At 73.2% G+C, this 5,162-nt stretch carries 7 protein-coding genes; 1 reads left to right on the top strand and 6 read right to left on the bottom strand.

What is annotated here, in order from left to right; translation table 11 throughout:
- The first annotated feature begins 45 nt into the window (after positions 1–45).
- Positions 46–711, top strand: a complete 666-nt coding sequence (locus tag HW445_RS17845; RefSeq protein ID WP_180222002.1) for a hypothetical protein — start codon at positions 46–48, stop codon at positions 709–711.
- 72 nt (positions 712–783) lie between these two features.
- On the opposite strand, the gene HW445_RS17840 is transcribed toward HW445_RS17845, so the two are convergent.
- From HW445_RS17840 to HW445_RS17815, 6 genes are all read right to left on the bottom strand, one after another.
- Positions 784–1,170, bottom strand: coding sequence for a VOC family protein (locus HW445_RS17840; RefSeq protein WP_180222001.1), 387 nt, complete (start codon positions 1,168–1,170; stop codon positions 784–786).
- Positions 1,171–1,241: 71 nt separating this feature from the next.
- Positions 1,242–2,645 (bottom strand): amino acid permease, encoded by a 1,404-nt coding sequence (locus tag HW445_RS17835; RefSeq protein WP_180222000.1) that lies wholly within the window; start codon positions 2,643–2,645, stop codon positions 1,242–1,244.
- Positions 2,646–2,875: 230 nt separating this feature from the next.
- Positions 2,876–3,130 (bottom strand): hypothetical protein, encoded by a 255-nt coding sequence (locus tag HW445_RS17830; protein WP_180221999.1) that lies wholly within the window; start codon positions 3,128–3,130, stop codon positions 2,876–2,878.
- Positions 3,131–3,193: 63 nt separating this feature from the next.
- On the bottom strand, positions 3,194–3,931 hold the full coding sequence (locus HW445_RS17825; protein WP_180221998.1) for a class I SAM-dependent methyltransferase: 738 nt from the start codon (positions 3,929–3,931) through the stop codon (positions 3,194–3,196).
- Between the two features lie 166 nt (positions 3,932–4,097).
- On the bottom strand, positions 4,098–4,556 hold the full coding sequence (locus tag HW445_RS17820) for a GNAT family N-acetyltransferase (protein ID WP_180221997.1): 459 nt from the start codon (positions 4,554–4,556) through the stop codon (positions 4,098–4,100).
- A gap of 49 nt (positions 4,557–4,605) precedes the next feature.
- A partial coding sequence (locus tag HW445_RS17815) for a class E sortase (RefSeq protein WP_180221996.1) occupies positions 4,606–5,162 on the bottom strand: 557 nt, incomplete at its 5' end.

Raw genomic sequence — 5,162 nt, 5'->3', positions numbered from 1 at the left:
GCGCCGGACCACCGCGGCGGCGACCGTACCTGTGCCCACCGCGACCTGCTGTTCTGCGAGGACTTCGCCACCCTGCGCCCCGGCGCGACACAGGGCCGCGGCTGGACCACCGACACCGCGAACGGCACGCTCACCGTCGAGCGGGACGCCACCCGGCACGGCAAGCACCTGCGCGTCCACACCGAGGGAAACGGCAAGGCGTTCCTCCAGGTCGACGACCTCACCCCGCCCGGCAACAGCTTCTGGGGCCGCGTCCGCCTCCGCGTCGACGCCTTCCCGACGGCCCCCGACTGGGCCCACTGGACCATGGTGGAGGCCACCGGCGAGGGCCCGGGGTACATCCGTCCCCTGGGCGGCCAGTACGTGCCGGACCTCGGGAAGAACCTGTGGGGCGTCGGTTCCGACGGCGGCCCCACCGGCGACTGGACGGCCTGGCGCGAGTCGGCCCCCGCCACCGCGGGCGTCTGGCAGTGCGTGGAGTGGCGGATGGACGCCACCGACAACAGGATCTCCGTGTGGATCGACGGCAGGGCCAAGCCCGAACTGACCGTCTCCACCCGTGACCACGGCGGCGCCGACACCGACTTCGTCTTCCCGCAGTTCGACACCGTGAAGATCGGCTGGCAGCTCTACCAGGGCAACCCGAGCCCGTCCTCCTACGACGTCCGCATGGACGACGTCGCGCTGGACGACCGCCGGATCGGCTGCTGATCCGTCCGTCGTCCCCGCGGGCCGCGGGGACGGACGCCCACCGCGCCCGTCCCCGTCCCCGTCCCGTCTCCGTCAGTGGTCCCGGCGGGCGACCAGGGTGAAGGAGTGGCCGGCGGGGTCGGCGTAGGTGCGCACGTCCCGCGGGCCGGAGTTGTCGCGCGTCTCGATCGGACGCGCGCCGAGGCCCACGGCCTCCCGCTCGGCCTCGTCCATGTCCTCCTGGGCCACCAGGATGTGCAGGTGTGCCTGTTGGGAGTCGTCGGGCCGGGGCCAACTGGGCGGCGCGTAGCCGTGGTCACGGCGTACGGCGATGTGGTTGCCGTCGTTCCCGACGACCTCGACGAAGTCGGGGTCGACGCCGCGTCGTACGGTCGCGTCGAGCAACGCGGCGTAGAACTCGGCGAGTTCCTCGGGAGCGGCGCAGTCGAGGACGAGCACGGTGGTCTTGGAAGTGGCCATGCCGTACGTGTGCCCGCGTCGGGCCCGCGCATCCGGCGGACGCCGGCCCGTGGGCGACGGGGCGGAGCCGGTCAGCGCCGGGCGGTCATCACCGCGTACACCAGGACCCCGGCGAACAGGAAGAGCACGCCCTGGTAGACAGCCGCGTAGCCGGACCCGGCCACCAGCCAGAGCGAGAAGCCGGCGGCCACCGCGGTCACCGTCACGTCCCGCGCCAGGCGGGCGCGGTCGACCCGCTCGTGGCGGCCGGCCACCAGGTGGCGCAGCTGCGCGGCGGTGGCCAGGAGGTAGGGGACGGTGGCGGTGAAGGTGGTGATCAGGACCAGGACCTCGAAGACGCGGGCCGAGTCGGAGGCGTAGTTGTAGACGGTCAACAGGGATGACAGGACCACGGTGACGGCGACGCCGAAGGTGGGCACGCCGCGCCGGCGGCGGGCGAAGGGCGCCGGGAACAGCCCGTCGCGCGCTGCGGCGTAGGGGGTCTGGGCGCTGAGCAGGGTCCAGCCGTTCAGACAGCCGGTCATCGAGACCAGCGCGGCCACGGCGACGGCCCAGCCGCCCCAGCTGCCGCCGAACATGGAGTTCACGGCGTCCGAGAAGGGAGCCGTGGAGTCCACCAGCTCGTCGTGGGCGACGGTGCCGAAGACGGCCAGCGTGCCCAGCAGGTAGACGAGCGCGGCGCCGGCCGTACCGATGACGGTGGCGCGGCCCACGTTGCGGCGTGCGTCCGCCACCTCGCCCGCGCTGACCGCCGCGGACTCCACCCCGAGGTAGGAGAAGAGAAGGATCGCCGCCGCCGCGGAGACCGCGCCGACCGCGCTCTGGCCGCTCGCGTTGAACGGGCCGAGGTTGTCGCCGTCGAAGAAGAACAGACCCCCGACGGCGACCAGCAGCAACGGGACGAACTTCAGGACCGTGGAGACCAGCTGCACGGCGCCGACCCACCGGGTGCCGGCGAAGTTGGCGAGCGCCGGGAGCCACTGGAGGACCAGGGCGGCCGCGCAGGTCGCCCAGCGGTGCTCGCCGACGCCCGGGAGGAGGACGGTGAGGTAGCCGACCGCCGCGACCGCCAGGGCCGCGTTCGACACCCAGGTGGTGATCCAGTACGACCATGCGGCGAGGAACCCCGCGAAGTCGCCGAAGGACTCGCGTGCGTACACGTACGGGCCACCGGTGCGCGGGTCACGTTCCGCGAGGCGCCCGAAGGTGAGGGCGAGCGCGATCGCCCCGACCGTCAGCACCGCGAACGCCACCAGACTCACCGTGCCGAACGGGGCCACCGAGGCCGGCAGCAGGAAGATGCCGCCGCCGATGATGTTGCCCATCACCAGCGCGGTCGCCACCGGGAGTCCGAACCGGCGGGCGTGCCGGTTCCCGTCCTCGCCCGCGGAAGAGGTCTTCGCCTCCGGGAGGGCGGCCGCGGCCCCCGCGGCGGGGGTCGGGGCATGGGGGGAGGGGTTCCCGGTGGGGGGCATGGGTGGTGCGCCTCTCGTCGTGCCGACGCCCGGGATCGCCGGGCGTGCGGACCATGATTGGTGACGGGAGGAAGTGCAGCAAAATCGCTCGTTTTTCTCCGCCGGTACCCCTGAGGAGGCCATAAGTTCTGCTCCTCAGGGGCATGCGGACCGGAAGATTCCGATTATCGGTCGGCATTCACCGGTGACCGGTCGCCCGTGGCCGACGGCCGGCTTCGCGGGCCCGCCGGTCAGGCGCCCAGCTTGCCGACGGAGTCGCTCAGGGCCGCGGCCACCCGCGACAGGTCCTCCTCGCTGGGCGAGGAGCCGCCCAGCCGGTCCACGAGTTCCCCGCGGGTCAGCAGCACGGCCGCGCCGCGGAAGGCGCGGTCGCCCTCCAGTGCGGCGCGGTCGGTCACCTGGGCGGTGCCCTCGAGCAGGACCAGTGCGGCGTCGTCCGCCGGCCTGTCCAGGAGTTCCCCGACCAGTTTCTCGTCGATCAGCATGCCTTCGTCTTCCCTCCGGGTCGCCGCTGTGTGCGCGTGTGCGGGTACCCGGGCCAAGGCGGCTCAGGCGGGCTTGCGCCAGACGGAGACGTGGCCGGCCGAATCGCCGGTGAAGGGGGAGCCGTCCCAGTCCGCGACCCGCTGCTCGAGTTCCAGCCCGGCGATCCGCGCCATGAGGTCCAGCTCGGACGGCCAGACGTAGCGGTGGCGGGAGTTGCCGCGGCGGTAGCGGCCGTCGTCCTCGCGGGTGAAGTGGTTCGAGACGAGGAGCTGGCTGACGGTGTCGATGGTGTCGAAGCCGAGGTGACGGTCGGAGACGTCGAAGGGAACGGCGACCTGGCCGGGTGGCATGCGCCGCAGCGGCGGCACTTCGAGCTCGATCACGAACCTGCCCCCGGGGGCGAGGTGGCGGGCGGCGTTGCGGAAGCACTCGACCTGCTCGTCCTGGGTGAGCAGGTTGGAGATGGTGTTGTACACCAGGTAGACGAGGGTGTGGCTGCCGGGAACCACGGTCGTGGCCATGTCGCCGACGACGACCGGGAGGGTCTCCTCGTCGACCTTGCGGCGCAGCACCGCCGCCATGTGCGCGGACAGTTCGATGCCGGCCACCGGCACGCCGCGCCGGCGCAGCGGTACGCCCACGCGGCCGGTGCCGATGGCGAATTCGAGGGCGGGGCCGTCACCGGCCAGCCGGGCGAGGAAGTCGACGGTGGGGCCCAGCACGGCGGGCGAGTTCATCCTGGTCTCGCCCGCGTCGTAGCGCTCGGCGGATTCCTTGCTCCACAGTTCGCTGCTCGTCACGGTCGACCAGTCTGACGGAGGGACGGACGGCGGTCGACGGATTTTCCGGCGCGCGCGTCGCCTCTCGTCGTCCACCCGCAGGAAGGGGCGGGCACCGGCCCACGCCACCAGCTCCGCGGTCGGGGTCGAGCGGGCGAGGGTCCAGCTCCGGCAGGGCGCGCCGCGGTCACCGCGGCACGGTGCACCGTGGCGGTCGCACCATGAACACGTCGACCGGATCCTCGGCCTCCACGGTGAAGCCGTGGCGCTCGTAGAGGCGGCGGGCCGGGCTGCCGTTCAGGACGTTCAGGCGGATCGTCTCGCCGGCGGCGTCCGAGCGGTCCAGGAGGGCGCGCAGGACGGCCGTTCCGAGCCCCCGGCCCTGTCGGCCGGGGTCGAGGTAGAAGTGCTCGAGCACCCTGCCGTCCTCCGCGGGGCGCAGCGTGACACTGCCCGCGAAGGACCCGTCGGCGGTCACCACCGAGGTGTGCGCCGGTGCCCAGGAGTCGCGGAAGCGCTGGCGTACGCGGTGCTCGTCGAAGCGGCCCAGCCGCTCGAGGTCCGGCCGCAGCACGGTGGCCCGGAGTTCGGCGATCGTCTCCACGTCCGCCGGGACGGCCGGCCGCAGAGCCCATTGCGTGTACATGAGGGGAGTATCGCGCACCGCTCGGGGACGGTACCGGCCCCTCGCGCGGTCAGACGGCGCGTGAGGAGACCAGGACGCCGATCTTGTCGATGCGGTGCTCCGGGTTGCCCTTGTCGTCGCGCCAGAAATTGCCCGCCGCGTCGTCCTCGGGGGTCGCGCACGTGGAGACGGTGATCATGGCCCGGGTGGCCTTGCGGCCCGGATGCCCCGGCACCTCGGCGCGCTGTTCGGCGAGCGAGCGCTCGGAGCGGAAGGAGGTCCTGCGGGTCTCCGTGATCCGGTACTCGTACTCGGTGCCGCCCGAGGTGACGGTCACCCGGTCGCCCACGTCGAGGGCGGGCAGGTCCCGCAGCGGGGCGCCGGCCGAGAGGCGGTGGGCGGTGACCAGGTGGTTGCCCCGCTCGCCCGGACCGACGCCTCCCTTCGGACCGTAGGGGCTGGCCGCGTCGCCCCGGTTCTGGATGTGCGTGCCCGGCCAGTCGTCGGTGGTCCCCTCGTAGCGGACGACGCGGAGGCCGTCGAGACCGATCTCCGGAATGCTCAGCCGGGCCTCCCGCGTGCGGGGGTCCGGGCGGGGCGGGGACGGATCTGCGGGGCGCGGTGTCA

Source organism: Streptomyces sp. UH6 (assembly GCF_013421635.1).
GTDB lineage: Bacteria > Actinomycetota > Actinomycetes > Streptomycetales > Streptomycetaceae > Streptomyces > Streptomyces abyssomicinicus.
The sequence above is the reverse complement of the archived record's forward strand: the minus strand, read 5'-3'. Positions and strand labels throughout refer to the sequence as shown.

Excerpts from the sequence above, each read along its gene's own strand:
- HW445_RS17820 (WP_180221997.1), bottom strand. The coding sequence starts at position 4,556 with ATGTACACGCAATGGGCTCTGCGGCCGGCCGTCCCGGCGGACGTGGAG.
- HW445_RS17835 (WP_180222000.1), bottom strand. The coding sequence starts at position 2,645 with ATGCCCCCCACCGGGAACCCCTCCCCCCATGCCCCGACCCCCGCCGCG.
- HW445_RS17830 (WP_180221999.1), bottom strand. The coding sequence starts at position 3,130 with ATGCTGATCGACGAGAAACTGGTCGGGGAACTCCTGGACAGGCCGGCG.
- HW445_RS17840 (WP_180222001.1), bottom strand. The coding sequence starts at position 1,170 with ATGGCCACTTCCAAGACCACCGTGCTCGTCCTCGACTGCGCCGCTCCC.